21 protein-coding genes are annotated in these 25,581 nt (G+C 45.7%); 7 read left to right on the forward strand and 14 right to left on the reverse strand.

The window, feature by feature from the left end; all coding sequences use genetic code 11:
• The first annotated feature begins 110 nt into the window (after positions 1–110).
• Positions 111–1,607, forward strand: coding sequence for a capsule assembly Wzi family protein (locus GJR95_RS03040; protein ID WP_162384483.1), 1,497 nt, complete (start codon positions 111–113; stop codon positions 1,605–1,607).
• Positions 1,608–3,659 carry an alginate lyase family protein gene (locus GJR95_RS03045; RefSeq protein ID WP_162384484.1) on the forward strand — a complete coding sequence of 684 codons (2,052 nt, stop codon included), beginning with the start codon at positions 1,608–1,610 and terminating at the stop codon, positions 3,657–3,659. It abuts the gene before it with no gap.
• A 135-nt stretch (positions 3,660–3,794) separates the two neighbouring features.
• Here GJR95_RS03045 and GJR95_RS03050 read toward each other — a convergent pair whose 3' ends face one another.
• The 11 genes from GJR95_RS03050 to GJR95_RS03100 form a co-directional block, all read right to left on the reverse strand.
• The gene (locus GJR95_RS03050) at positions 3,795–4,766 is read right to left on the reverse strand and encodes a polysaccharide lyase (protein WP_162384485.1); all 972 of its coding nucleotides are present in this window, start codon (positions 4,764–4,766) and stop codon (positions 3,795–3,797) included.
• A 480-nt stretch (positions 4,767–5,246) separates the two neighbouring features.
• Positions 5,247–6,392: an acyltransferase family protein gene (locus GJR95_RS03055; protein ID WP_162384486.1), complete on the reverse strand. Its 1,146-nt coding sequence runs from the start codon at positions 6,390–6,392 to the stop codon at positions 5,247–5,249.
• A 13-nt stretch (positions 6,393–6,405) separates the two neighbouring features.
• Positions 6,406–7,542 (reverse strand): glycosyltransferase family 4 protein, encoded by a 1,137-nt coding sequence (locus GJR95_RS03060; protein WP_162384487.1) that lies wholly within the window; start codon positions 7,540–7,542, stop codon positions 6,406–6,408.
• 15 nt (positions 7,543–7,557) lie between these two features.
• Complete coding sequence (locus GJR95_RS03065) at positions 7,558–8,592, reverse strand: glycosyltransferase (protein ID WP_162384488.1); 1,035 nt, start codon at positions 8,590–8,592, stop codon at positions 7,558–7,560.
• A gap of 30 nt (positions 8,593–8,622) precedes the next feature.
• Entirely contained in the window at positions 8,623–9,171 is a 549-nt protein-coding gene (locus tag GJR95_RS03070) for a serine O-acetyltransferase (protein WP_162384489.1), read from the reverse strand.
• Between the two features lie 32 nt (positions 9,172–9,203).
• Positions 9,204–9,983, reverse strand: a complete 780-nt coding sequence (locus tag GJR95_RS03075; protein WP_162384490.1) for a glycosyltransferase family 2 protein — start codon at positions 9,981–9,983, stop codon at positions 9,204–9,206.
• A gap of 41 nt (positions 9,984–10,024) precedes the next feature.
• The gene (locus GJR95_RS03080) at positions 10,025–11,425 is read right to left on the reverse strand and encodes a hypothetical protein (protein ID WP_162384491.1); all 1,401 of its coding nucleotides are present in this window, start codon (positions 11,423–11,425) and stop codon (positions 10,025–10,027) included.
• 40 nt (positions 11,426–11,465) lie between these two features.
• The gene (locus GJR95_RS03085) at positions 11,466–12,914 is read right to left on the reverse strand and encodes a lipopolysaccharide biosynthesis protein (RefSeq protein WP_162384492.1); all 1,449 of its coding nucleotides are present in this window, start codon (positions 12,912–12,914) and stop codon (positions 11,466–11,468) included.
• Positions 12,915–12,941: 27 nt separating this feature from the next.
• Positions 12,942–13,628 (reverse strand): sugar transferase, encoded by a 687-nt coding sequence (locus tag GJR95_RS03090; protein ID WP_162384493.1) that lies wholly within the window; start codon positions 13,626–13,628, stop codon positions 12,942–12,944.
• A 42-nt stretch (positions 13,629–13,670) separates the two neighbouring features.
• On the reverse strand, positions 13,671–16,022 hold the full coding sequence (locus GJR95_RS03095) for a GumC family protein (RefSeq protein WP_162384494.1): 2,352 nt from the start codon (positions 16,020–16,022) through the stop codon (positions 13,671–13,673).
• Between the two features lie 33 nt (positions 16,023–16,055).
• On the reverse strand, positions 16,056–16,883 hold the full coding sequence (locus tag GJR95_RS03100) for a polysaccharide biosynthesis/export family protein (protein ID WP_162384495.1): 828 nt from the start codon (positions 16,881–16,883) through the stop codon (positions 16,056–16,058).
• A 562-nt stretch (positions 16,884–17,445) separates the two neighbouring features.
• Here GJR95_RS03100 and GJR95_RS03105 point away from each other — a divergent pair.
• The 5 genes from GJR95_RS03105 to GJR95_RS03125 all read left to right on the forward strand — a co-directional run bounded on the left by GJR95_RS03105 (position 17,446) and on the right by GJR95_RS03125 (position 22,694).
• Positions 17,446–18,153, forward strand: coding sequence for a hypothetical protein (locus GJR95_RS03105; protein ID WP_232541063.1), 708 nt, complete (start codon positions 17,446–17,448; stop codon positions 18,151–18,153).
• A gap of 12 nt (positions 18,154–18,165) precedes the next feature.
• Positions 18,166–19,788 carry a hypothetical protein gene (locus GJR95_RS03110; RefSeq protein ID WP_162384496.1) on the forward strand — a complete coding sequence of 541 codons (1,623 nt, stop codon included), beginning with the start codon at positions 18,166–18,168 and terminating at the stop codon, positions 19,786–19,788.
• Between the two features lie 140 nt (positions 19,789–19,928).
• On the forward strand, positions 19,929–20,954 hold the full coding sequence (locus GJR95_RS03115) for a dipeptide epimerase (RefSeq protein WP_162384497.1): 1,026 nt from the start codon (positions 19,929–19,931) through the stop codon (positions 20,952–20,954).
• A 104-nt stretch (positions 20,955–21,058) separates the two neighbouring features.
• Positions 21,059–22,120, forward strand: coding sequence for an aminotransferase class I/II-fold pyridoxal phosphate-dependent enzyme (locus GJR95_RS03120; protein ID WP_162384498.1), 1,062 nt, complete (start codon positions 21,059–21,061; stop codon positions 22,118–22,120).
• A 139-nt stretch (positions 22,121–22,259) separates the two neighbouring features.
• Positions 22,260–22,694: a hypothetical protein gene (locus GJR95_RS03125; RefSeq protein WP_162384499.1), complete on the forward strand. Its 435-nt coding sequence runs from the start codon at positions 22,260–22,262 to the stop codon at positions 22,692–22,694.
• Positions 22,695–22,846: 152 nt separating this feature from the next.
• Here the strand turns inward: GJR95_RS03125 and GJR95_RS03130 are convergent, their stop codons facing one another.
• The 3 genes from GJR95_RS03130 to GJR95_RS03140 form a co-directional block, all read right to left on the reverse strand.
• Entirely contained in the window at positions 22,847–23,680 is an 834-nt protein-coding gene (locus GJR95_RS03130; protein WP_162391546.1) for a sugar phosphate isomerase/epimerase family protein, read from the reverse strand.
• Positions 23,681–23,788: 108 nt separating this feature from the next.
• Complete coding sequence (locus GJR95_RS03135) at positions 23,789–24,709, reverse strand: DUF1338 domain-containing protein (RefSeq protein WP_162384500.1); 921 nt, start codon at positions 24,707–24,709, stop codon at positions 23,789–23,791.
• 76 nt (positions 24,710–24,785) lie between these two features.
• Positions 24,786–25,538: an acyl-[acyl-carrier-protein] thioesterase gene (locus tag GJR95_RS03140; protein ID WP_162384501.1), complete on the reverse strand. Its 753-nt coding sequence runs from the start codon at positions 25,536–25,538 to the stop codon at positions 24,786–24,788.
• Between the last annotated feature and the right edge of the window lie 43 nt (positions 25,539–25,581).

Below are 25,581 nucleotides of genomic sequence, written 5' to 3' on the forward strand. Positions count from 1 at the left end.
TATTAAATAATAAGTTACCAAAAATAATATTTAGGAAATTATAGTTTTATTATATTGCGTAGTAAGTCCTATTTTTGATCCGATTTTAGTTCATTTTATCCCCCTATTTGGTGAAGACATTACTTTCGATCATTTTCTGGGCAGCAATTAGTCCTCTTGCACTAGCGCAGATCGATTCCCTGACTCTGCCACCACGTCGTTTGACGATATACGACATTGAAGTGGGCGGTTTAATTGCATCGGGTAGTCGAACTCCCTTCTGGCTACAGGCGAATCAGTTTGGTATTGTTCCCACCAACAGTCCGGCTGGTTCGGTGCGGGTTGGTATTAGTGAACGCTTCCAATTAAGTACCAGTCATCTTAATCGATCCATTAGTTACGGTATTCAGGCAGTTGGTAATGCCGCCAGAACGTCGGCTGTCCTGTTGCCACAGGCGTATGTATCCCTTGATTTAGGTCATTTTAGCCTGTGGGGTGGGCGCAAAAAAGAAATCATCGGTCTGGGCGATTCAACCTTATCATCTGGCTTTTACTCCTGGTCTGGCAATGCTCTGCCGATTACGAAGCTACAGATCGGCACAAATGGTTTTACGCCACTAGGTTTTACAAGAGGATTGGTTTCAGTTCATGCTTTTTTTGCCCACGGCTGGTTTGCCAATTCTGATTCCATTCAACAATCCTACCTGCATCAGAAAGCCCTGTATGTTCGAATTGGTCGACCCGATTCGCGCATCCGATTAACGGCGGGCGTGTTGCACAATGCACAATGGGGTGGTCACTCTGCGTATCTGCCTGCCCTTGTGGCTCAAAATGGACAGTTACCCAATTCGTTTAAAGACTATATGTATGTGCTGACAGCTCGCGAGGGAAGCGAGTCTGACTCCCCTAATCTAACGGAGTTTGATCGGGTTAATCGCGTTGGTAATCACCTGGGTTCTATTGATTTCAGTGCAGAAATGGCGTTGGGGCAGTGGCAGGCGATGGCCTACTACCAGCATCCGTTTGAAGATAAGTCGGGCGTCGTTTTTGTCAATATGCCGGATGGATTATACGGATTGACACTGAAGCGGCAGCCAACAAAATCGGGAGGCTTTCAGGTACGGCACATTTTGCTCGAATATTTCAATACGATGAGCCAGAGTGGCTCGCTCACCCATACCGGCTCCCGCTACGACGGACAGGATGACTATTTTAACAACTACCAATATCTCGATGGATGGGCACAGAAACAGCATGTGATTGGTAGTCCATTTCTGTCGCGCCGGGCCGACTTGCGGCCCGAACGTCAGAATGAGCAACCGAGCAAGCGAATCTGGGCAATTGCCAACAACCGAGTTCAAATGGGCCACCTGGGATTGGCTGGAACAATTGGACAAGGTATTCAGTGGCAAACTCGCCTGTCGATGAGCCTTAATTATGGGACCTATCGCCATCCTTTCGACGAACCTGTATCGCAGTTTTCGGGCGCAGCCTGGTTAACATGGCCGCTTACCTGGTTAGGCGGTTCTGAACTTAAGACCGCCATTGCAATCGATCAGGGGCAACTGTATGAGAATTCCGTAGGGGGCTGGGTAAGTATTCGGAAAACCTTGAAAACAACCAAATAGATGACACACACCTATCAGTGGTTTTATCATCGGCTGCGTTCTATGACTGTCTCGGAAATAATGTTCCGATCAGGAGAATTCATCCGGAAGAAAGCCGGTCGCCGACGAATGGGTTGGCAGCCAGCCGTACGGCTGGCTCACTTACCAGAGCCCTTGTTGCCGTTCGATCCATCAGGGACGCCTGTCGTAACCTTTTCGCCCGAACAGCCCATTTTTCGGCATACAATTGATATTAACACACCCGTAGACTGGCATCTCGATATAAACACGGGTCGACGTTTTCCGCTGATTTATGCCAAAGACGTCGATGTGAGAAGCGGGCGTTGGGGAAGTGCCAAATACGCCTGGGAGATCAACCGATTGTTGTTTTTGCCTCAGCTGGCTGTGCAATACCGGCAAACGGGCGATCAGCGTTTTTTAACTCAATTCCTGGAACTTAACCGATCCTGGTTCGCAGAAAATCCATACCTGACAGGCGTAAACTGGTACAGTAATATCGAGGTCAATATCCGGCTGATCAATTGGTTTATCAGCTGGAATATTTTAGATGCATCGGGGCTGGCGCAGACTAATAATGATTTTCGATTATTTGTCGAAACGGAGTGGCTTCCGGTGATTTACCAGCATTGCGTTTATAGCCGAAGCAATCCATCCTACCATTCTTCGGCCAATAATCACCTTATTTCAGAGTATGCCGGGTTGTTTATTGCCGCTTCGTTCTGGGCCTTTCCCGAATCACCCAGTTGGCGGAATTACGCAAAAGCTGGACTGGAACGCGAAATTCAGCTGCAACACAGTGCAAGAGGTATTAACCGGGAAGAGGCTGCCGAATATATTCAGTTTATAACGGACTTTTTCCTGATTGCTAACGTAGTAGGTGACCGGGCTGGTGATCCGTTTTCAGAAGCTTACACCGCCAAACTCAAACAGATTCTAGCTTATATCGCTCAGTTTCTTGACTGCGGGGGAACATTTCCGCGCTACGGCGATGAGGATGATGGCCGGGTGCTATTACTCGATGATGCACATCCGCATAACAATTTCCAGTCGTTGTTGCGGTCAGGGGCCGTATTGTTTGGTGAACCATTGTTTAAGCAGCAATCGGCGAGTAGGGGGGACGTTCCGCGTTTCGATCTAAAGAACTATATTTTGTTTGGCGCAGCCGGCCAGTCGCTTTTCGAGGCTGTTCCGGTCACTAGTGAACCATTAGGCAGCGTTTTATATGATGAAGGGCATTACATTTTTCGGAAACAGGAAATTGCTGATGACCCATCGAAGTTCCGGGAGATCTATATCCATGCCGATGCTGCTCCGTTGGGTTTTTTGTCTATTGCTGCTCACGGCCATGCTGATGCCTTATCGTTTTTGATGCATGTAGATGGACAGGTATTCCTGGCTGATCCAGGTACGTATTCTTATCAAACTGATCCAGAATGGCGTAACTATTTTATCAGCACCCGAGCCCACAACACAATTTGTATCGATGGTCAGAATCAGGCGTTTCAGGCCGGTGCTTTACTGTGGCTCGATCACTATAAACCGCAGGTATTGTCGTCGTTATCCAACGACCAGGCCGATGAGGTTGTAGCAACTCACAATGGCTATGCGCGGCTTCAGTGTAAACACCAGCGAACCTTTCGGTTTGAGAAAGCTAATGATTTGTTCTCAATACGTGATTTGGTAGAGAATTATGGTCAGCAGGCCCGGCTTGTGGAGGTGATGTTTCATTTTGGGCCAAACGTTCGGGTGGATACGTTAAGTCGAAATAAGTTTGTCCTCAGCCATCCTGATACAGAACGACGGGTGTGGCTAACAATAGCCTCTGGTCTGCGTACTGAGATAATGACCGGTCAGACAGAACCACTACGACTGGGTTGGTACTCGGAGGGCTTTTATCGCAATCAGCCAACGACAACGATCCGGGCCTCGCTCATGCTCGATCCAGAACGAACAACTACGCTTACTCACCAGCTTGAAGTGATTGAGCCCGCCGATGTGGACCCATTAATTCATAAGCAGACTGAAAGCCGACGGGTACTCCAAAAACAGTAATCGTTTATGGATAACAACGGCTAAAGCTGGCTATTTTGTGAGATATAGAAAAGCCGCTCCTGACGAATCAGGAGCGGCTTTTTGGTGATTGGCTGATAAATTAGTTACTCAAAGCAGTCACTTTATGATGTTATTTTATTGCTTATTCTTGGCTGAGTTATCACCCCGGCCAGGTTTTACGGCATCGTAATTAGCCGAAGGACCACCTACGCGGGCTTCATCGTAATATATAACTTTCTCATCATATTTCGATTTCCCTGTCCAGCAATAGAGGCCAGCTTTCCAAAATGGTTTCCGCTGTTGTAGATAGCCAATCTGAATATTCTGTTCATTTACCTTCATAATGCCATTTACCCATACTTGAAGTTGGCCAGTTGTACCCGTGGGATCCCATTTAACGTGGACAACGAAATCTACCCACTGGTCAAATATCGCTGGGCCTAAATCTGCATAAAGTTGGCTTGTAGGGTGTTGCAAAGGTTTAACAATAGGCTTGTTTGATGCTCGGTAAACCAATTGTAATTTATTGCCTGGTTCTACAGAGATAGCTATTGGAGGAACTGAATCTTCAAAGCCTGGATCTGGATGGCCATGCCATTGGCTAACAATTACTGTTTGATTATCGTCGGCCATTGAGGATGAAGGCATATAAGAACTATAGCCATACCAGCGTTCTGTTTCGCCGACGGGCAAAGCTTCCATTGCTAATTCGGAGTGTAGCATATCATTTGTGCCGTTAACCTGACTGGTTTTCCACGAAAAGCGCATCGATTGTTTGCCAACACGATGCATATCTTTTGTAATGAGACCTGCTGTTGGAGTTCGAAGTTCAGTTCGCCAGAAGTTGGCAATTGTTTGGCCTTCAAAACCGTCGCTGCCAAGTAAACTAACATCTTCACGAGCAGCCGAGTGAGTTTCGCTCTCTGGAGTAATCGTGTCTGCTTGGGAGCAACTGCTCAAACTTAGGTTAAAAAAGAGAGGTAAGAGAGTGGTAAGCACGGCTAAACGGACAAGTCGGTTAGTAGCCTGAATATACGTGAACGCAAGAGAAAAATCCTTATTAACGGAAGTGGCAAAAAGAGTAAAGGAGGTATAAGCACGTTTCATGTAAGTACACTGTTTTTGGAATTATGACAGTGAACTTTTTTTTCAGTCACAAAATAGACTATTAGTTTAGTATTAATTAGTTTTTAATGTGACTATATTAATACCCTCATAATCAATAATTTATATTTTAATGACTATTTTTATGCTTAGATTTGTTCAAATTTATATGTTTGTGTAATGATGATAAAGAATCTATCAGATCTATTTTTAAGCTCAATTTAATAAGTAGAAGTACTTATATTAAAATTTAGTGAAAATTACGTATTAGTGATTTTTTGATAGAAGTAACAAAATGCATAATGTTTTAAGTGACAGCCTTTAAAAGTGATTAATTTACTATACGGTACATTTTGATAACTATTATTACTTGATTTTCGACCTTATACATAGTTTAGATTTCAATTTATCTGTTAACAGAAAATGCCCGTGATCATGGTTGTAGTACCATGATCACGGGCATTTTAAATGAGATAAAACTATCTATCCTACAAAGGGACGTTCGGTAACCAGCGTTGAATCGGCAATGAGCGGTGCTGTTTCGACGGTGGAACCGAATCGCTTCCGAAGTCTGGCTGTAGGCTTTTCAATATAATTGTAACTTAACAAACTAAGTAACAGGCCAAGTGGTACGGCTGTCAGGAGCCAGGGAGCCTTGAGACGCTCTCCGCCAATTAAGTTTTCTGCTACACTTACTCCAACCCAGTGAAACAGATAGAGCGAGTAACTCAGCTTACCAATGGTCACAAGCCAGGGTGTACTTAGCCAATGCATAAGGCTAGTATAAGACTTTCCGTATAGCACCGCTGGTAGAATAACACTTAGGGCTAATGCCTGTAGCGAATAGCGCCAAGTTTCTCTAAAAGTGCCGTCTCGGTAGAGGAACGTAAAAAATAATAACCCAATCGCTCCGGCGAACACGGCTGGATGAGCCACAATACGGATGTAACGGCCTACCCGGTCTTGGTGTAAAATCAGGCTTACAAGACAACCAAACATAATAGCATCTAGCCGGGTATCAGTGAGATGGTAAATCCGGTAAACTGTCAGTTCTGTTAACCCTTCTGTAGCAACAAGGTATAAGCGCCAGGCCAGCACTGATACAATACTGATCCCCATAAGTGTTGCCAGAATTTTAGGCCGACGATAGAAGGCCATAAATAGTAACGGGAAAAAGAGATAGAAATGCTCTTCAATGGATAGTGACCAGGTAATGTCGAAAATACGGGTGCAGTTAGCGGGACTAAGGCTGCCGCCAAAGAGCATATAGTAATTACGATAATAAAACAGAGTCGACAAGACTGCACCTGACTGAAACCCACACCCCATAAACATCGTAAAACCAATGGCAATCGCAACCATAAAAAACAAGGCAGGATAGAGCCGAAGGACCCGTCGGATGTAGAAACTTTTAAGATCAATCCGGTGCTCTTTTTCATACTCAGCAATCAGAAGTCTGGTAATCAGGAAACCACTGATAAAGAAAAATAAAGTAACGCCAAACCCGCCCGGAATCACTTTACCTAATCCATAGTGACTGATAACGACTACCATAATAGCGAGTCCTCGAAATCCGTCTAAGGCAGGAACATAGCTTTTGCCTGCGAGTAACGTCGTATTTGCTTGCATACCGAAGATTGGTTTAGGCTGTTTTCACCAGCATAGATTCATAGATACCTCGTAGTCTTGGAAAGATTGTTTCAGGTTGGTACTGCTGAACAATCCGCCCCGAAGCGGCTCCCATTTGTGTAACTAGATCGGGTTCGGCTATAAATCGGAGTAATCGATTATAGATCGCTTCTTTGTCGCCGGGGGGGACCAGAAATCCATTAATACCCTCATGTACTGCTTCGGCCGTACCACCAACTGGCGTTGAAATAATGGGCAAATGGTAATTCATGGCCTCTAGGATTGACAGCGGTAGCCCTTCGTTGTAGGACGGTAAAATATATACGTCACTACTACTCAGCAGCTCATGCTTCTTTTCGCCTGATACCCAGCCTTCGAACCGTACGAGCGATTCGAGTTTATGCTCAGCGATGTAAGCTTGTAGTTGTTCGGTTTCGCCGTTACCACCCACCCGAAGCAATAGACGACCATGAAGTGCTGCCTGATGAAGACGCACGGTATCTAATAGGTCAAAAATTCCCTTTCTATGACCGATTGCCCCTAAAAACAGGACATTGAGTGGGCCGTTAACTGGCTTTAGAGCTAGGGGTGAATCTTTGGATTCGCGCTGATGAATGACATTGCCTAGAACCTCCAGACGTTTTGTCTGGAAATTCTGGGCAAAGAAATCTTGCCAGTAAGTCGATAAGCCAATAACCATGTCGGCATGTTCAACCAGAAAACGAATGAAGCGTTTGCTTACTGGATCGCTTTGTAGATAGAAACTCTCAAAGCGAGAGCCGTGCATATGGTAAATAACCTGCTTGCCAAAACCATATTTAGCAGTTATGAACAAGACTAGCTTGCGATAGAAACTACCGTGTGATGAAGCCTGAAGGTGCACAATACGAATGTCATTATCAGTCCATAAGGTTCGGATAAATCGGCCATACTGTTTTAGAAAGAATGGAATCAATTGCCACTTTTTCGCAGTTGGTTTATGGCTGGTAACGCATTTGTAAATGGCAAAATGACGGGCATACACATTCATAACACTGCCGATACCACCTCGGTAGTTTATATGATCAGGGCCAGCGGTCAGCACTTGTTTTGCGATGCCTTGGGGTACTAATGCATCATCGTTTCTGGGAGGAGAAGTGGCTGTTATCATCGTGTTTTTAGCTTATCAATAGCTAGCCAGATACCGACTAGCCGTTTGTCGAACATCGAAAGTTGTACAGGCATGTTGCCGAGCACTGGTAGCCATCGTCCGGACAGCTTTGGATTCGTAATCCAGCACTAACCCCCGAATGCGTTCGGCGAGTTGATGCGCATCGCCCGAAGGGAAAGAATAGCCAAATCGATCGTTGTCAATTAATTCCATTGGGCCGTCAATGGCTGATACCAATACCGGTACTCCGGCGGCCATACCCTCAGCTACCGTTAGGCCAAAGCCTTCATAGAGAGAAGGTTGTACCAGCAAATGATAGTTTTGTAATTCCTGGTATAAGTCGGCCCGGGTTTTCAAGCCCGCAAAGGTGACATAGTTGTTCAGGCCAAGATCATTGGTTAGTTGCTGCAAATAAGTCCTTGATTCACCTTCGCCCACGAACTCAACCCGCAAGTGAGTAAGTTGGTAGGTGTAAACCAATTCGCGTAAAGCGTTTAGCAGAATATGCTGGCCTTTTTTGTTATGCTGTAGTCGACTGATTTGCACAATTCTAAATATTTCATTGGCTGTATAGGCAGTTCTGGCTACGATCGCTTCTGTCCGGATGCCATTATAAATCCGGTACGCATCCAGGCCTGTTCGTTGCAAAACATCCTGCCGAACAATGTCGGAAATCGCAAATAGTTTATCATAGCGACCAAAGTAGGAGGTTGGTACCTGTACATCGTGAATCGTTAGATAGCGCCGTCCGGTGCGACCCCAGAGTAGCCTGGCAATCTGATGATTATGGCAGTGGACAACATCTGGTTTTAGCCGGAGTAAGGCTGCATTTAGTTTTGTAATGTACAGTGGATTTCGACTACCTTTTGGACGTCCAATGCGCAAAATCACCACACGAGGATCAATTGTCGCTATTAAATTGACGTCAATCTGCTCGTTGATCAGTAATAAATACACCGTTGCATACGCACACTGCTCGTTGAGAATATCCACCAGCATGGTTTCGATTCCACCCGTCTCTAAACCAAAGTTGATATGAACGATTTTCATTGGCGTGGCCATATTAAGCTTTACTGAATTTTAATGAACTGTATTGACGATGTAGTCGGCTGTAGCCAGTTCATTCGCGATGATTTTAGCTGGATTCCCAATAACAACACTGTTGGCTGGTACGTCGAATGGTACATAAGCATTAGGGGCTATCAGCACGTTATCGCCAATTGTGACATTCCCTACAATTACCGCCCCAGCACCGATCCATACTTTGTTTCCAATAGTGGGATAACCTTTGGTTCGACCCCGGTTAGTTTGCCCAATCGTGACGTTATGCGACACGTAGCAGTTGTCGCCAATAATGGCCTTACTATTAATGACGACACATCCGAAATGACTAATCTGAAAACCCTTTCCAATTTTTGTGTGATGGGCAATCTGAAAGCCATATTTGTAGGTATAATGGTGATAGAAAATGCGGTAGAATATACCGGCAAGGCTGTATTTTCCGTGTTTCGCAGATTTTCGCATGAAGTACGTATAGCGAAATCCAGGAATTCGAAGACTGCGGAGAAAGCTGCGGAAATCGGTACGTCCAGCGTAGCGGTATAAATCCGCTTTAATTAGTTCGTCCATGAGTTCCGTTTTGTTATTAGATGAAGTAAAAGCTAGGTTGATTTTGTGAGCAAAATCTGTTTAGCAATATCTTTAAGTGTATAGTATCGTGTTTTCATTAGTGTGCGACTATAAGCGTTGGCACCATGTTTTTGTAAAACCTGTTGAATATCACGGTAGAATCTGCGTCCACCCGTACTGGTTTTTGTATTTCCCCAGCGCCTATAAGCGGCAATTGGTTTTTCAGAATAGCGATAAATAGGAGCATAGTCTAACAGGCGTAACCATAAATCCAGATCCATGCAATAGTGAATAGTTTCATTCACGTAGCCAACCTGTTGTACTAATTTGGTAGGATAAAAAGAGCCAGGCTGGATTACATCGTAATTTTGGTTTAACAGATGCGTTCGGTTAGGGATATCTGTTTTAATTACACCGAGATCACGATTCTGTTCATCAAGAATACGAAGCGTATTCCCGTAATAAATTCCTCCATCTGGATGTTGCTTGTATAGATTGACTATCTGTGTGACACAATCTGGAAGCAAGACGTCGTCAGAGTTTATCCAGCCAACCAAATCGCCCGTTGCAGCCCGGAACCCTTTATTGATAGCATCAGATTGTCCTTTATCTCGTTCATGAATGACGATGTCAATACGATCACGGTAGCGACTGACAATATCCATTGTTTCATCGGTAGAACCACCGTCTACCAGCAGGTACTCGATATTCGGATACGTCTGGTTTAACACTGATTGAATAGTAGCTTCGATAAATTGCCCCTGGTTATAAGAAGGCGTAACGATTGTTACTTTGGGAAGTATAGCGTCCATAAATTTTATCTGTTTTCAAGCAGGATTATTCGAATAAAGCTTTACCAGGCCGGTTCTATTTCTAATGATTGAGCCTGGGTAAGGTCAGGTGAATCAGATCGTTGTTGAATGGTTCGAATGGGAGAATTGTATGCTGCTTTGGTAACTATTACTGCCAAAAAGACGATGAGAGTCCGAAAGGGAATCATGAGTAATTCTGTTCCGGCAAACGAGATCAGAAATGTAACAGAAACAGTTAGTAGTCCGACAACACTGAATGGCACTAAACGATGCCTGTAGAATAAGCGTATGAATTGAATGAGTACAATAATAAAGAGGATTGTACCGACAAATCCCAATTGTAGAATTAGGAGCGACCAGGCTATATCTCCTGTATTTATCTGGGAAATGCGTCCCGTTCGTTCGTCGAATGCTCCTACTTCAAATGAGAGTTGCTCCGCCTGGCGGGTGTTTTCCGATAGCAATCCAATCCCGAACACATAACCTCCTGGTTTGGCTGTAATGTAATTAATGCGTTCAAAGAGGTGCGCCATACGGAAGGCAAAGGTGTTTTCACCATAATCCGTTGTGGCCAGAGATTGTCCTGTTGTAAACGTTTTGTTAAAATCCGTCAGCCCTTCATTAATTCGAGAGCTAATCATGTCGACAGTTGAAACACCATAGCCGATTACTACCAAGAGGGAGATGTAAAATGCCCGCTGGCTTCGTGTCTGCTGAAACAAGACATAGAGACTGGACATTACAACGATACCAAAAATATAGTTTCGATGTAATGGAGCTATAACTGTTACTAGAAGAATACTAAGTACGCCCCAATGTATTGCCCTAGACCGGCAGCGAAATTGGAATAGGTAATAAAAAACAGTAGGTGTCAGGAAAACAGGTGTGTTATAAAAGCGTGTAAAAGCAAACTTCTCAACAGTTGTAGTAGCTACTTCACTACCGGCCATTGTAGAATTTAATAAAGCCTGGCCAATTACAAGCTGACATAAAAAGATTACACTCTGAATAACAGTTATTACGGCTATTGTATGAAATAACCTCATCAATACTGGAGTAGGTACGATGAAAAACACTCCAAAACTGAGTAAAAATAAATTGACACGAAACACTCGGAGGACTCCACCTAGCTCATAGCCTTCCGACCAGATACTGTATAAACCGTCGAGAGCTATAAAGCCTATAAATATGCCTATCCACCGGAATAGTTGATCACGACGAATTGACCACCAGAGCATACGGCTTCGGGAAACCAAGGCAACTAATAAAAAGACTAAGGCCAAGTCAGTTAATTTATCAGTGGGTGCTCCTGCCATTAGTAATGCTGGAGGAATCAACTGATAGCCGTTGGTAACAAAGCCGAAGAAAAGCAGTAAGGCGTAGAAATAACTATGAGTCAGATACAACCCAATAGCTAAAAGCAAGAGTCCGATTCCCAGCATAATAGTTTTAGATTGAGTTATAAATCGTGATCTTTAACTGTTATATACCCCACGATTTAAGCTGTTTGTACGAGTGGCGAAACAGAAGAAAATAAACCAACAAGGTAGAGAGCATTATTAGGCCTATCCGTTCCCAAGGTTCAATCAGTAACGAACTAATCAAGAAAGCCGGGCCGCCGACTAGCGTTGTAATAGTTACCAGTCGCCGTACTTGTTGGATATCAATTTCAATCCAGCCGATATATTTTTTTTGGTAGTACAGGCATAAAACCAACGATGACAGAATAGCTAATGAATTACTTAGTATAAAGCCATAAATACCCAGCAGCTGATAAGTCAGCAAACTAACTAGTAGGTTAACAACCACGTTGGTTAGTTGTGCCCATACTGTTTTGCCTACATGATGGCGACTCATTAGGAAGTAGTAAGGCGGAATTCCTAAGCTGTTTAGTGTAAATGTGGTGGCAATAAATACAGTAGCAACAAAGACTATTCTGTTCGCACTAGGGAGCCAGAACCCGAGTAAATCAGGTAAAGCAATCACGAAAAACAGTAAGAACGGCACCATTACAAGCAGCATGCCTGTTTGGTAGTTGCCGATAAGGCGGCTTAGTCGTCCAAGGTCATTTTCCTGAGCAATTTTCGGATAAAGCGGATAAGTTACCTTCGTTACTAGTGACCATAGCTGCGATCGAACTTTGTATGCAATTTCTAAATAACCTACCTCCCGAACACCAATTAAACGAGCTACAAGTACTTTGGTCATTGGCTCAAAAAGCATGCTTAATAGGCCTGCTGCATATACTTTAGAGCTAAACGATACCTGTTTACGGGCAATCTGAATCATTACAGTTTGAAGCCCTCCTAATTGTAACCAACCCCAGGTTCGCCAGGCAGCCACAACAACAAGGCCAAACCAAATTACTGAAGCACTTAGAATTACCAAACCCACTTCAGGGAGTCCATTTCCGAAACTAACCACTACGATAATGCCTCCCCAGTATAGTATACTGTAAATTAATTGGTAGAAGTTTGTTAGATACATTCGTTGCTGTGAATCCAGAACGGTGGTGAAAGTTTGGCCTAACAGGATAATGAGGTTTGCCAGCACTACACAGCGATATAAAGAAGCCACCTGGCTATAAAGTATATCAGATAAGCCAAGTAGCCCCTGCAAAATGTACTGTTGGCAGCTAATCGCAAGTATACTAAGTGGAACCATAATCAGTATCAGCAAGCAAAGAGTCACGGCAATGTCATAGTCTGATTCCCGCGATTTACCCTGTACTGATAGGAATTTTAGCAATGCTGTATTTAGGCCAAGATTGGCAAAAATATTGAGGTTCCCAGCCAGTGTAACAATCGAAAACGCTCCATATGCTTCATCGCCCAACACCCTGATAAATACAGGAATACTGAAAAATGTCAAACCAGCTGTTAATACTAATTGTCCAACGCCACTCAATGAATTTTTATGCAGTAACTTCATGCTTATCAGATAAGTTGGTGGAGTGGATCAATGCGCCTTTTCGTCGCCTTTCACCATTTTGTAGGCCGTCCAGAAACAGATTTTAAGATCCAGCGGTAACGATTGCCTGCGGATATAGAGGTGATCGTAACGGACTCGATGCTTCATGTCAAGCAAATGAGCCGTTTCTCCCCGGCAACCCCGCGATTGGGCCAGTCCTGTAATCCCTGGCTTTACCACATAGCGGGCCGGGTAACCTGGCATCGTTTTCCAGTGTTTCGCATCCAGTTGAATCGGGTGGGGGCGAGGCCCCACAATGCTCATATCGCCCAGCAGTACATTAAAAACCTGTGGCAATTCATCCAGATTCGACTTTCGCAGGTAGCGACCAACACGGGTTACGCGCATGTCATTTTTAGTGGCTTGCCGAAATTCAGCTTCCCGTTCGTAAGTCATCGTACGAAACTTGAAGCATCGAAATGGACGACCATTCCGGCCTGTTCGCAGTTGCATGAACACGATTGGGCCGGGTGAGGTCAGCCGAATGAGCAAACCAATTACTGGCACCAGCCAGATCAGCAGCGAAATAATGACCACACTGGATACCATAACATCGAACAGACGCTTTACCCATCGGTATATCTGAGCCGACCTGGTTGTAGCATTACTTTCTGCTGAAAACGATTCGTTGATTACCGCTGGGTCATTGAGCGATGGCAATGAAAAGTCGAGCATGTGATGAGCGGGTTAGTAGTCCGTTAACTTAAAGTCATTTCGTTAGCGCCGTTTACGGGCCGACGCTTTGGCTACCTGATTCGATTCTTCATAGTAGCCACCATAATTGCTGTAACCGTACCCATACCCATATTGATACGATTCACCACCACCTACTGCGTTCAGAATTAGGTTCAGGCGCTGGAAACGATGCTCTTTATAGAGATTGTCGATCATGCGGAGGTACGCTTTGGGCGTATGATCATGGCGAACCATGAACATCGTAGCATCGACGAATGGCGCGATTAACTGCGCATCTGTCACTAAACCAATCGGTGGCGAATCGACAATAATGTAGGCAAACCGCTCACGCAACTCCAGGAACAACTTTTCTAAAGAGGGGCTGCTCAGAAGTTCGGATGGGTTCGGCGGAATCGGTCCGCAGGTAATAATGTGGTAGTTCGGAAAGCCCGGAATCTCCTGTAATACATCATCAAGCGTTGCTTCCTGAATTAAGTAATTACTAATGCCAATTGTATTGGTAATTCCAAGCACCGAGTGAATTTTCGGTTTACGAAGATCCATTTCCAGGATTACAGTCGGACGATCGACCAGTGCCAGACTGGCACCAAGATTCAGCGATAAAAACGACTTACCTTCGCCACTGATACTTGATGTGAACATCACAACCTGGCTGCCGGTTGGGTTACTGCGCAAAAACTGAAGGTTGGTACGCAAGGCTCGGATCTGCTCAGCAATGATGGAGCGTTGCCCCGATACCATAATCAGTGGATCTACATTTCGGCTGGATACAATTTCGCCTAAAATTGGAACCTGCGATATGGCCTCTACGTCAGATCGGCGGCTGATACGGTTGTTTAACGCATCACGCGCACCCAGAACACCAATCGGTAATACCAGACCCAATAGACCGAACATCAGAAAAATGGTGCTTTTTACGGGCTTGATGGGCTCACTTCCACTGCGGGGTGGATCGATAGTGCGGCTGTCGGCTACGGTTGACGCATACGAAAGAGCCGTTTCTTCCCGCTTTTCCAGCAGATAGGTATACAGATTGTTTTTGATCGACTGTTGGCGGGTGATGTTTACCAATGCTCGTTCTTTAGTCGGAATCGTGCGAATTTGAGCCTCTAACTGCCGATTGGTCGATTTTAGCTTGGATTGCGTACTGGTTAATGTCCGTTTGAGGTTCTGAATATTTTCGGACAGACTCTCTTTCGTTGCCTTTATCTGTGAATCCAATGATTGCAGAAGCGGGTTATTGATCGTTGTCGTTCGGCTCAGTTGATCCCGCTGTAATTCCAGCTCGCTTACCTTCCCAACCAAACCAAGTAATACTGGGTCACTGATCGTAAGGGCGCTTGGAGCTACACCCCGTTCCGTAGATTTGCTGTTAACATAGCGTTCGAGATCCTGAATGATGCCGAGCTGAATGGTTGCCTGATTCAGTTGGTCGTCATTTTCTTTCACCGTTTCCAGAAATACGGCCGCCTGCGAACTTAGATCCGTTATGCCCTCGGCCGATTTGTACGATTCAACACCCTTTTCAACGGTCGATAATTCGCCCGCAATCAGTTGTAGGCGCTCTTCAATAAAGTTCAGCGTATTTGATGCGACAATGTTTTTATCGACGATAGCCGCTGAATTGTATTCGGTAATTAATTCGTTGAGTACCGCTTCCCCTTTTTGCGGAACGGCATCTTCGAGGGTCATCAGCAATACCGTTGAAGCCTTACTGCTTGGATCGACGGTTAGCCGCTTCAGAAAGCCATCAACTGTTTTTTGCCGGGGCGACACGCGCACTATAATTGGTTCTGCGCTGGTTTTTAACGGATCACGGGCGAATATCCGTAGGCGACCATAAGGCGTTTTGATGCTCTGATTGACTGGGTAAACAGCATCGTCAATACGAACAGAGCCGGGTTTTTCTACCGTAATCGTTAAATCTGTTTCGTAAAGGATCGGGCGGCCTTTTTCAACAATGACCCGAATTGGCGATTGATTATAAATCTCCTGCTTAATTGTATTTGTGGGATGAAAATACTGAACGTCCAGGCCAAGCCGGGTTACGACTTTGTCCATGAGCGCGTAGGACTTCAGTATTTCCATTTCATTTTCAATGACTTTCTTGGGCGTGAAAATGTCCATTTCTTTCAGAATGTTGTCTTCACTAAGCCCTTTCTTGTCGTCTTTGATCAACAGGCTGGTCTGTACCTTGTAAATAGGTGTCTGGTAGAGCAAATAGGCATAAGCAGCACCCGCAGTTAATAGGAGCGATAGCACGAACCACTTCCAGTGTTGCGCATACCGCATAAGTATCATCCGCAGATTAGGCGTATTCTCGGCTTCATACACCTGGTACGGAGCATACGCATAGTTATTCTGATTGGACATAGTGATGCCTGTTTATTTAGATAAAAGAAAAGTCTAGAAACGCGAAAAGATGATGGCGACAAACGATAAGCCGCTCAACACAATAGGGAGCAATTGATTGGTACGGTCGGCAGTGGCAGCACGGGCGCGACCCGGTTCTACATAAACTACATCATTGGGATGCAGGTAATAATAAGGAGAGGTAAATAAGTCACGGCGGGTTAAATCAATTCGCGTGAATGTGCGCTGACCGTTTTCTTCACGAATGAGCAGAACGTTATCCCGGCGACCATAAATTGTTACATCACCCGATAAGCTGAGGGCTTCCAGGAGCGTGATCTGTTCGTTCGGAATCGTATATAAAGAAGGTCTGGCGACTTCACCCATGACCGAAATCCGAAAATTCTGATTCCGAACATTAACTGTGGGTTCTTTCAAATACTCTTTTAACGACTGGCGTAACTGGTCTTTTATTTCAGTTACCGTTTTGCCCTTTACATCTACTTTGCCGAGCATGGGTACCTCAATCTTGCCTTCATTATCAACGATATACCCATTAATAGAAGGTAGCGGAGTTGTGCTGGCAATGGTATTTGTCTGAGGCCCTCTATCTGCTATAGCAAAGGCAGCATATGGATTGAAGAACGAAGAAGCTTCGGGATTCAGACTGTTGACCTGTATCGATAAAACATCACCTGGCTGAATTGTGGGTACGTAGCGGGCTGCAACTGTTAACGCATCGGCTTTGCCAGGTTCCTGCTGAAAATAAGAAAGATGTTTTGTTGATACGCAACTAGTCAGGCAGGTGCCTCCTAACACGAAGCTTACTAGAGCAACCCGTAAGCGTTGACTGCGGATAAAGCGATTTAAATAAGACCTCATAAGGCTAACGTTTTGTGTACTATCTGAAATGAAAAGAAATTAAATAAGCCAGTTCAATTCGTTACTACTGGCGTCAATCTGTGAAGCAAGATGCTACTATACATATGATTGATTGACAAGGGTAATTTGATTTTAATAAGTAAATATACTTCTTGCTTCATTTGTGAGTACTATGCAAATTTAGTAAAATTTTTATTTACGAAAACATGATAAAGTTAATTTAATGGTCGGTAATTTTAAAATAAGCTAAAAAAGGCCCTCAGTCATCCTTTAGTCTTATTTATTGTTTTTTTTATTATAAGATACAAGTTCATTATCTATTGTATGGCCAGCCAAAGCTTGTTAACTGATCTATTTTTTGCGTATTTATTTGGTAAAATGCTGTTTCGGTGAAATAAAATACGGTTTATATCATATAGGCTGTTTTCCATAAAAAGCTCGTCTATTTGGTGCTTTAGGCCCTTTAACGTAAAAATTCAGGTAATTTTCAATAATTTATAATAACTTAAATGTTACCTTTATTGTGATATAATAAATAGTATATAAGGAATATGTTATTGATATGATAGCTTTAGTAAGATTCTTAGGATTGCTTGTATTGCCCTATATAGGGTATTCGGCTCAATTGAAGCCAGATTCTACAGATAGAGGGGCTTCTCGTCAGTCCGTTAGTGCACAATTAGGAACAACAGGTGTTGGTGTATTCTACAATCGTATACTTAGCCAGCCGCATCGATTGATTGCGCGAGTTGGCGGACAGTATATGGCCTACCGAAAAACAGTACGTGTCAAGACGGCCCCAGACTCGTATATAGCCATCGATCCTGACTTTATAATTGGCATTGCTCAGGCGGGCCTGAAATGGTACCCGCTGCCACGTAGCTCCTTTTTCGTTGTCGCTGGGGTAGGTTACACCTGGCATCCAAATCTGAATTTCGTTATTACCTCCAACGACAATCTGAATCTGGGAGGGCTGGAGTTGAAACCAGAAGACGTAGGTACGGTTAATCTGGGTTTTCGCTGGCATCCGGTAGTTGGTTACCTGGGTTGGGGATTTGGGCAGACAATTCCCGGCAAACGCATTAGCGTTGGTTTTGAGATGGGCGTTTACTACCTCGGTCGGCCGAGCGTACATCTCGATTATGAAGGATTTCTGGAAACGACAACGATCGACGAACAGGTCCCGGTTGTTGAACGGAATCTATCGAACTATCGCTATTTGCCTTCTATCAATTTCACTCTTTCATACGCTCTTCATCGTTCCAATTAACTGCTATACTGTATGAACCGTCGTTGCCTACTGTATTGCCTGATCGGATTGCCGGCCTTGATCGATTCTTGCCAGAACCCTCTCGACGGAGTAGAACTCCGGGTAAAAGATCCAATCCAGGCGGGGGTAGTCGAATACCGTTTCTATGACCCGGCCGGAAACCCGATACCCGAAACCAATTGGGTTAAAATAGCTGGCGCTAACGCTGCCCAGGTTGTAACCACACTCAATACGACACGGTATAAGATTAACACGGATGGCAATTTGCTGCTGGCGGCTTCGCCTTCAGTGACCCTGTCCAATCAAACACCGTTTCGATTCACAGCCGTGGTTGAAGCCGACGATTATCTAACAGTTGTACAACCGATTACACTAACAAGCTCTAGTCGGGTAACGCGCACTGTTCGTCGGATCAATATGCTTAAGCCCCCTAGTACGCTTACGGCGGCCCGTACGACTGGGCGTGCTGCTACAGATGGTACTGTGTCGGCAGCTCTTGGTCTGACAACCGCTGAGCAGACAAAGGGCATCGATCATGCTACGGTAACCATTGGGTCAGGAACGAAACTGATCGACCGCGATGGCCAGCCTGTGGGTGGAGGGCTGACAATGTCTGTTATTCACACGAATGCCCGGACTAGTAATGCCACAAGCCAGGTGCCTGGGGGCGGTGTGATGTCGTATGTCAACGGGCGCAATGGCTCGCCATCACTTGGTACATTACGCATAGCCTCAATTGCCGGGTCAGTGACGTTTGAGATCTATAATGAAACCTATCAACTGGCAAATAAGCTTTCAAAATCCGCGAGCTGGTCAATGGAACTGAATCCGGCTACGATTAATGGAGTAACCGGTCGGGCCGTACAGGCCGGTGATTCGATACCGCTCTATAGTTATGATGCCTTTACGAACCGATGGCAGGAGGAGACGCCTGGCGTAGTGAAGCTCAATAGCCAGACCGGTACTCTCGAGTATCAGGCACAGGCTCCATCGGTAGGTGCATATGTGGCTACCTGGGCTGAATCGATCTGTGATGTGGGGCCTGTCTTCAAAGTAGTTGGCAGCGCACTCAATAGCGTCGATGTGAATTACCTGTGTAAATTAATTGATGCAACTACCGGAGCGCAGGTAGGTTCCTTTTACGCCAATGCCAATAATAACTCGATAATCAGGGTGTATAACCAACCCAGAGGACGTCAATATAAATTGCAGATATATGACGAAACTGATGCCTGGGGGAAAGGTAAAAAAGGTGGATTAATCGCGGAATCGGCCAAAGGAGCAACCTGCGACGAGACGCAGATCCCGATTAACCTGAGCGCTTTACCCGTACCGCCAATTATGAAGCTGGAATTTAATTTCTCCTGCCCTGGTGGTATGACGCTGGATGAATCTGCCCTGCCTGCCGAAATACGAACTCAGTATAGTTTAGCCGGTAAGGACAACTGGCATGACCTGATCACGGCTACGCGTACCCAGCGAAAAGTATCTTCCTACAAAATACAAATTGGCCAAACCTACGACTTCCGGGCCAGCACCGATGGGGGCGCATCCTGGCCACTTCGTCAGAACGATTATCTGGTCGATAAGCCGGAGTGGGTGCTGAAAATCAAGGCAGAAATGTATTGTAAGTAAGCAGCCAGAAATCATACCCAGCGTTGTATCCGGCATTTATAAATTTCGGCATGTAACTTTCGGACGAAATCGATCGTGGTGCGGGTGTTTCAAATTCACTCTGTAACCGCTGATCTATCGTTTACGAAATTCGCCGACCCATGCAGTTGTTACTTCACCAGGTTGATTTACGCCTGAAACATACCTTTACCATTGCTCACGATAGTCGCGACGTACAGCCGACGCTTATTGTCGAACTGCGCGACGGCGACTACCGGGGTTTTGGCGAAGCGACGGCCACACGCTACTATGGCATCACTATTGACGGTATGATGGCCGCTTTCGAGTCGCTTCGTGACCGGATAGAAGCCTATGACCTGATGGACCCTGAACTATTCTGGGCCGATATGCAGCCGTATCTTGTACAAAATCCCTTCGCTCTCTGTGCCCTCGATCAGGCTGCGTGGGATTTGTGGGCGAAAAAGCAGGGAAAGCCACTCTATAAACTCTGGAACCTCGATCCTGCCCAAAGCCCCCTGACCAATTATACCATCGGCCTGGATACACCTGAACGGATGGTTGAAAAAATGCAGGAGTTGCCCTGGCCGCTCTATAAAATTAAGCTGGGACGGCCCGAAGCAGATTTGTCAATTATGCAGACGTTGAGAAGCCATACGGATGCTGTGTTTCGGGTAGATGCCAACTGTGGCTGGACAGTTGCCGATGCGATTGTAAAATCAGGAGCGCTGGCTGAATTAGGCGTTGAGTTTATTGAACAACCCCTTCCGGCCGATGATTGGGCGGGAGCCAAAGCGGTATATGAACAAACGGTTCTGCCCATCATCGCCGACGAGAGTTGCATCGTTGAGGCTGATGTTGACCGCTGTGCAGGGTATTTTCATGGCGTCAACATCAAGCTAACCAAGTGCGGAGGATTAACACCTGCCCGACGCATGATTGCCCGCGCCCGCGAGCTTGGTCTGCGCGTTATGGTCGGTTGTATGACCGAGTCGAGCGTCGGTATTTCAGCCATAGCGCAACTGCTTCCGTTACTCGATTATGCCGACCTTGATGGATCATTGCTTATCGCCAACGACCCGGCAACTGGTGTCACATTTGAGTATGGTCGCGTTATTTACGCTGACCGGAATGGAACCGGGGCCAGTTTACTCACGTCGATTGCGTGAGTGTTTCCGCGTCAAATACCTGCTTAAGCCCACAATTGCCAGTCCACAACTGTATGACAGCACACTGCTCATGAGTGTTTCTGTTCGATTTTTATGATCTCAACATGTCAGCTACTTTCACTATAGACGGCCTTCCAAACCGGACGATTACTTACCAGGAACGGGAATACTTATTTTTTAGTGGTACAGCTTATTTAGGGTTGCCGCAAAATCCGGCGTTTCAGCAGCTACTGGCTGATCAGATTGGCCGTTTCGGTTCGGTGTTTGGTAGCTCTCGAAACGGCAATTTGCAGCTCAGTATTTACGAAGAAGCTGAAGCAAAGTTAGCCGCTACCGTAGGGGCCGAAGCTGCTTTAACACTGTCGTCCGGTATGATGGCTGGACAGGCCGTTGTGAATCTGTTGCAGGCACAAAAGACCGAGTTTGTTTACGGGCCTAAAGCACATCCGGCAATCTGGAATGGGCCGAACGTTAACATACCTTCCATGCGCTTTTCTGACTGGGCTGCTCAGTTACCTGATCAGCTACAGAAAGTTGCTCCCGGCCCGGTTGCGGTTCTGGTTAATTCGATTGAGGCTGTCCGCTCAGAATATTATTCATTTGATTGGGTCGATAACCTGCCCACCGACCGACCGATAACTCTTGTTATCGACGATTCGCACGGGTTGGGGGTGCTCAACAACGGCCGTGGAATCTGGCCGCAGGTGTCTCAGAAGCCCAATATGAATCTGATTGTGATGGCTTCTACGGCCAAAGCAATGGGCTTGCCGGGAGGGGTGATTTTTGGTAATACCGAAACGCTGAATAAGCTACGTGGAACCGCATTTTTCGGCGCTTGTTCGCCCATCCCGCCGGTTTATCTGGCCGCCTATCTACAAGCTGGTACGCTTTATGAAGAAGGCCGGGATAAACTTCGGCAGAACCTGATGTTAGCCGAAAAACTGCTGGTACCAACGGGCTTGTTCACACAGGCCAAAGGCTATCCGGTTTTCTTCACCGAACAGGATGATTTATACCCCTTTCTTCTCGAGCGGGATGTATTTATTTATTCATTTGCCTACCCAACAGCCACCGACCGGGCCAATTCCAGAATCGTTATTAGTGCCTTTCACGAATTGGCTGATATTCAGAAGTTAGCTGAATGTGTCTACGCTTATTGTTTTTAAGCGGAGGCAATACAAATCCAGGTTAACGTTTTGAGAGCCAAGTCACTCGGCGTCGATATGAATCTTCTGACCGATTTTTTAACTACTGACTGCCACAAAAAGCGATATAGCGACGTAACGGATAGAAAAACTCTGTCTTATGAAAAAACGTTATGCGCTTTTTGTGTTGATACCGCTGGCTTTTGCCGCTTGTAGTAAGAGCAATGATGCTGCGCCTGATGCGGGAACTCAGGTTGCGGGAACCTATCAGTTAAATTACATCCGACAGGATTCTGTTAATGTGATCGACTCCCTGGTTTTGCCTTATATCGTAGGAAGTACCACAATTGCTTCCGGAACAATTCAGGTCTCTCGTTTGACTGCCTCTACCGATAGTGTTGGCGTTTCGTTACAAATCCAGGGTCAGAACTCAAGTTCGGGCTTAGGAGTCGTTACTGTGCAGGCGAATGGTAATACGTATGACTTGTATGACGGTTCCAGTAAAATTGGAACGGCCGATGGAACAACTATTTCTATCGATACCGACCCACAGGATTCCCAGCCCTATCGATTAATTTTAAGAGGAAAAAAATAACGACTAAACCGGGAAAGCTCTCTGGTTTAGATACATACTACAAAACAGTAAGACTCCGGTCGACTCTTAATCAGACAGCAGAAAGGATGTCGGGTAAGAGTCGGCCGGAGTCTTTTATGTGCGGGAAGTCTAATTCTTTAGTAAGCTTCCGGCTACTTCAGCCCCTCCAGAAACGCCAGACTACCCGGCATCTGCTCCATCGAGCGCGACGACTCGTCTTCGATAAAGAAGTGTTTAACCCCCGATTTCTTCGCCTGTTTCATAATGTCTGCAATACCAACGTCGCCCTGCCCCAGCGTCACATTGGATTCTACATCTGAGTGGCCGGTGTTTGTGTCGGGAGTTCCCGGCTTGCGGTCTTTCAAGTGCATCAACAAGAACCGCTTATGGTATTTCTGCAAGAGGGCAACCGGATTGTAACCAGGGGCTTTTACCCAAAATACGTCCATTTCGAAGTTGACATATTTGGGGTCCAGATTTTCGGCTAAATAATCGAAAAATGTGCCATTCTGATAGGTCTGGAATTCATAGCCATGCGTATGATAGCAGAATGTAATGCCATTTTCTGCCAGCAATCGACCGGCCGTATTGAACACATCAATGGCACGGTCGGCATCCTGGATTGTAAATGCATCACCCCCATGAGGAATCCAGGCGCAGGTAACGTATTTAGCCCCCAATACCCGAGCTTCGGCTAAAATTTTAGGAACATTGTTATCCAGATCTTCATAACTGGCTCCCGTACTGATTGCCTTGATCCCATTCTGGTCCAGAAGCTTGCGGAAGTCGGCCAGGCTGAGCCCATAAGTACCGGCGATTTCGGCCTCGCGAAATCCTAACTGCTTCACTTTGGCCATTGTACCCGGAACGTCTTTGGCGAATTGGGTACGAAAGCTATAGAGTTGTAATCCTACGGGCGCAGCTTTTTGCGCCATCGTACCAAAGCCGGATAACAATAGCCCGGTCAGCAGGAGGTATAGTTTCATTTTCATAGGGTATAGGTTTATCGTTTTTAGTTTACGATAATCGGTTTGGTACGTACGAATCCAGCCGGTATTCGGTTGGCTGACTAATCGTAAACCAACTAATGTGAACTATTTACCTGTCTGGGCAGTGAAGGTACTTTCAAAAATTTTGTCGGCATTGCCTGTTTCAAAGCCTTCGCGTCGGTGCTGGCGGGTAATCTGATCGGGAGGTAAGTTGCGAAACGGAGGCAACACCCGCCGTTCTGCAAATTCGACATACGATCCGGCAATGCGAAAAACATCGCCCCCCGCAAATTCGGCGTCAATCATTTGTGCAACAGTCGATGCCTGCCGTAAATCACCATCAGGGCTAACTTTGATGGTACCCCCCGCCGAATTGAGTCTAAAACCTCGATTTGTTAGAAAATCCACGAATTCGTCGATGGTATTATAGCCTGGTTTGAGGTTGTGAACGCTGATGGTAAAATGATTCAGGTAATACCGATTGTAGATCACCCAGGCGGCATATTCGCTTTCTTTCAAAAGCGTCTGGTAATCGGCCAGGGTAGGCGTTGTCCAGAGCGGTTGGTGTAAAAACTGATCGACGGCGTCGGCATCATCAAGATTCAATGCATCGACCGGGTCGCTCGTTACGGTGTCGGTGTAGCGGTGAATAATGCGTTGGGCTTCGTTGGATAACTCACTGACACGCAGTTCGCTGGCAAAAATGCGTGGGTATTTCGGTTCGGGCGGAGCGTACCAATAAGCTGTCAATTTCTTTTCAATAAAATTGTACTCATCGCGTCTCTCATACCCGTAGTGCCTGAAAATTTTCTCGAACGAGGCCAACCCAAGATTAGCAACACCCATTGTCCGGAAGGCGATGTGGTCGTTTTCGATCTCATCCGGTGTCTGAATAACGCCTTCATCAATCATGGCATTGATTACATTTTGTACATCAGGGACACGCTCGCTGTACCGGCGCATCAGGCCACCGAGCACGGCATCGAGGGTTTGAGTGTCGGTAGAGTTGTGAAGTGAAGAAGTCATGATTGATTTACGGTTTGTCGTTTATGGTTTTCAATAGACCGCACTAATCAGCACCAGCCGGTCAAAAACGTTACATTTAACTAATTCGCCACCGGCTTCTGGCCAATAGCACATCTTTGCCCGATTCGTCGGTATAGTCGATCCGGTGAATTATAGTTTCGTTTTCTTCAGAAATGGATCGAATTCGAAGCTGGTCACCCCAATGCGTTTCGGTACGGTAAACTAAATCAATTTCGGCTAATTCCCGCGTTTCCAGTCGCTTCTTATCCACCGCTTCGAGCAACCACTCTACATACGACACATTGTTGACGTGCTGATTCTGATCAATACTGAACCAGCCAACAGTTACTTCTTTTTCGTGGGATGGTTCAGCCAGATTAAACTGAAAGTTGGGTTTAAGCGATAGCCTGGGTAGCGGACTTATACCGGTAGGAACAGCTAAGGCACGAATAAAATCCGGCAGGGGCACCATGGATCGCTTATCGATACTGAATACCAGCCATGTACTGGCGGCATCGGCCAGCAGCGTATCATCGTCGGCCACCACCCGAAAGTCGCGATGAATAAAATACTTCTCAACGGAGGTTGGGTAGGTTATTACCCGAATTGTCTGTCCGTAGCGTGGGTACTGGTGCATTCGTAACCGGAAGCGCATTAGCATCCATCCGTATCCCTGTCGAGCAAGATCATCGATTCCAATCCCATAATCGATTGCATTCCGGTTCGCTGATTCCTGCATCAGGTTCATCAGTGCCAGGATGCTCAGTCGCCCGAACGCATCGGTTTCGTAGCCACGTATTGTAAACGTGTCTGTCTGAATAAAAGCCATGCTGTAAAGGTAATACGGCACAAATAAGGCCTTGTGGAAATCT

The organism is Spirosoma endbachense (genome assembly GCF_010233585.1).
In the GTDB taxonomy this organism is placed as follows: Bacteria; Bacteroidota; Bacteroidia; order Cytophagales; family Spirosomataceae; genus Spirosoma; species Spirosoma endbachense.

Bases quoted from the DNA above. Each gene is read 5' to 3' on its own strand.
- GJR95_RS03060 (WP_162384487.1), bottom strand. From the start codon at position 7,542: ATGATAACAGCCACTTCTCCTCCCAGAAACGATGATGCATTAGTACCC.
- GJR95_RS03085 (WP_162384492.1), bottom strand. From the start codon at position 12,914: ATGAAGTTACTGCATAAAAATTCATTGAGTGGCGTTGGACAATTAGTA.
- GJR95_RS03140 (WP_162384501.1), bottom strand. From the start codon at position 25,538: ATGGCTTTTATTCAGACAGACACGTTTACAATACGTGGCTACGAAACC.
- GJR95_RS03095 (WP_162384494.1), bottom strand. From the start codon at position 16,022: ATGTCCAATCAGAATAACTATGCGTATGCTCCGTACCAGGTGTATGAA.
- GJR95_RS03045 (WP_162384484.1), top strand. From the start codon at position 1,608: ATGACACACACCTATCAGTGGTTTTATCATCGGCTGCGTTCTATGACT.
- GJR95_RS03070 (WP_162384489.1), bottom strand. From the start codon at position 9,171: ATGGACGAACTAATTAAAGCGGATTTATACCGCTACGCTGGACGTACC.
- GJR95_RS03075 (WP_162384490.1), bottom strand. From the start codon at position 9,983: ATGGACGCTATACTTCCCAAAGTAACAATCGTTACGCCTTCTTATAAC.
- GJR95_RS03080 (WP_162384491.1), bottom strand. From the start codon at position 11,425: ATGCTGGGAATCGGACTCTTGCTTTTAGCTATTGGGTTGTATCTGACT.
- GJR95_RS03130 (WP_162391546.1), bottom strand. From the start codon at position 23,680: ATGAAACTATACCTCCTGCTGACCGGGCTATTGTTATCCGGCTTTGGT.
- GJR95_RS03090 (WP_162384493.1), bottom strand. From the start codon at position 13,628: ATGCTCGACTTTTCATTGCCATCGCTCAATGACCCAGCGGTAATCAAC.
- GJR95_RS03125 (WP_162384499.1), top strand. From the start codon at position 22,260: ATGAAAAAACGTTATGCGCTTTTTGTGTTGATACCGCTGGCTTTTGCC.
- GJR95_RS03115 (WP_162384497.1), top strand. From the start codon at position 19,929: ATGCAGTTGTTACTTCACCAGGTTGATTTACGCCTGAAACATACCTTT.
- GJR95_RS03050 (WP_162384485.1), bottom strand. From the start codon at position 4,766: ATGAAACGTGCTTATACCTCCTTTACTCTTTTTGCCACTTCCGTTAAT.
- GJR95_RS03105 (WP_232541063.1), top strand. From the start codon at position 17,446: ATGATAGCTTTAGTAAGATTCTTAGGATTGCTTGTATTGCCCTATATA.
- GJR95_RS03120 (WP_162384498.1), top strand. From the start codon at position 21,059: ATGTCAGCTACTTTCACTATAGACGGCCTTCCAAACCGGACGATTACT.
- GJR95_RS03110 (WP_162384496.1), top strand. From the start codon at position 18,166: ATGAACCGTCGTTGCCTACTGTATTGCCTGATCGGATTGCCGGCCTTG.
- GJR95_RS03065 (WP_162384488.1), bottom strand. From the start codon at position 8,592: ATGAAAATCGTTCATATCAACTTTGGTTTAGAGACGGGTGGAATCGAA.
- GJR95_RS03135 (WP_162384500.1), bottom strand. From the start codon at position 24,709: ATGACTTCTTCACTTCACAACTCTACCGACACTCAAACCCTCGATGCC.
- GJR95_RS03100 (WP_162384495.1), bottom strand. From the start codon at position 16,883: ATGAGGTCTTATTTAAATCGCTTTATCCGCAGTCAACGCTTACGGGTT.
- GJR95_RS03055 (WP_162384486.1), bottom strand. From the start codon at position 6,392: ATGCAAGCAAATACGACGTTACTCGCAGGCAAAAGCTATGTTCCTGCC.